Source organism: Spirillospora sp. NPDC046719 (assembly GCF_040645715.1).
Lineage (GTDB): Bacteria > Actinomycetota > Actinomycetes > Streptosporangiales > Streptosporangiaceae > Spirillospora.
Map to the genome: position 1 here is coordinate 1 of NZ_JBEYYT010000863.1, position 1,632 is coordinate 1,632.

The following is a 1,632-nucleotide window of genomic DNA, read 5'->3' on the forward strand; positions in this document are numbered from 1 at the left end:
CCGTGCCCGCGGCGGCGCAGGCGGCGGCGAGGCCGAGCCCTCGCAGTCCTCGCACCATGTCGGTCTCCTGTCGCTGTCGGTGCGGTTCAGCGCCGCGGGCGGGGCCGCGGGCCGTGCTCCTGGACGGGCGGGGTCTGGTCCGCGCCGGGCAGCGCGGGCGGCGGGAGGGACGTGACGCCGGTGACCGCGTCGGCGAGGGGCTTCTTGGTGCCGGGCAGGTCCGGGGGCGCGCCCGGCCCGCCGGGCCGCCTCCCGAAGTCGAACGCGGACGTCAGGTCGCCGAACGCGGCGCGCCGCCAGTCGCTGATGTTCGGGATCTCCACGCCGGTGAGCCGCTCCAGGAACCGCAGCGGGGAGGTGTGGTCGAACGGCTCGCTGGCGATCCAGCCGCCGCGCGTCCACGGCGACACGATGACGCACGGCACGCGGAACCCCGCGCCGATCGGCACGCCGTCGACGAACTCGCCGTCGGTGCCGGGCGGCGGGGTCGGCGGCGGGACGTGGTCGAACAGCCCGTCGTTCTCGTCGTAGTTCAGGATGAAGACGGTCTTGGCCCACACGTCCGGATTCGACGCGATCGCGTCGATCTTGGACGCGACGTAGTCGGCGCCCGCGGCGGGCGTGTAGTCCGGATGCTCGGACTGGTAACTGGTCGGGATGATCCACGACACCGTCGGCAGCCGGTCGTTCGCCGCGTCGTACTCGAACCGGCCCGCCGAGTACGTCCGCATCCCGTTCCGGTACAGCGGGGAGCTCGTCGGCGCGTCCTGGTAGGCGGCGAACGGCTCCAGGATGTTGCAGCCGTAGTTGTCCGCCTCCTGGTACACCCTCCACGTCACGCCCGCGTCGGTCAGCGCCTCCGGGTACGTGTCCCAGGTGTAGGGATCCGGGGCGGCGTTGCCGGTGATCGGGCCGCCGTCGTCGCCGTCGGGGTCGATGCTCGCGCTCATCAGGTACAGCCGGTTCGGCCAGGTCGGGCCGAGCACGGAGCAGTGGTAGCGGTCGCAGACGGTGAACTGCTCGGCGAGCGCGTAGTGGAACGGGATGTCCTCGCGCGTGTAGTAGCCCATGACGTACGGGGCGTTGTCGCCGTCGGCGGCGCGGTGCGCGGCCAGCCACCCGTCCATCCGCCCGTTGTTCCACGCCGCGTGCTGGACGCTCCACGCGTGGCTGGTGGACGGGATGGCCTGCGCGCTGCTCCTCGCCGTGTCGAGGTGGAAGGGCAGCACGTAGCCGGCCTCGTTGACGTCGTCGGGCTGGTAGAACACCGACCGGCCGGTGCCGAGCGTGATCGCGGCCGGGTCGGAGAACCCGGCGACCCCGGGCAGCGTCCCGAAGTAGTGGTCGAAGCTGCGGTTCTCCTGCATCAGGATCACCACGTGCTTGACGTCCTTCAACCGCCCCGGCCCGCGCGCCGGGCGGGCGGCCAGCGCGCGGCGCACGTTCGGCGGCAGGAACTCGGCGGCGAACGCGGCGGCGGTGGCGGCGCCCGCCGCCGACAGCAGCCGCCGCCGGGTCAGGGGCACGTCCGGGCCGGCCGGGGTGAGGTCCCAGCGCCGCTCAGCAGTCAAGATCACTTCGCGAGCGTAAGCCGCGGGAGTGGGGGCTGCAGGGATCCGCGCGGCGCTCGGC

Annotated in this window: 1 protein-coding gene; it reads right to left on the bottom strand. The window is 73.4% G+C overall.

Annotated elements, in window-relative coordinates; genetic code table 11:
- Positions 1–86 precede the first annotated feature (86 nt).
- Complete coding sequence (locus ABZ914_RS51055) at positions 87–1,577, bottom strand: alkaline phosphatase family protein (protein WP_500201775.1); 1,491 nt, start codon at positions 1,575–1,577, stop codon at positions 87–89.
- Positions 1,578–1,632: the final 55 nt, after the last annotated feature.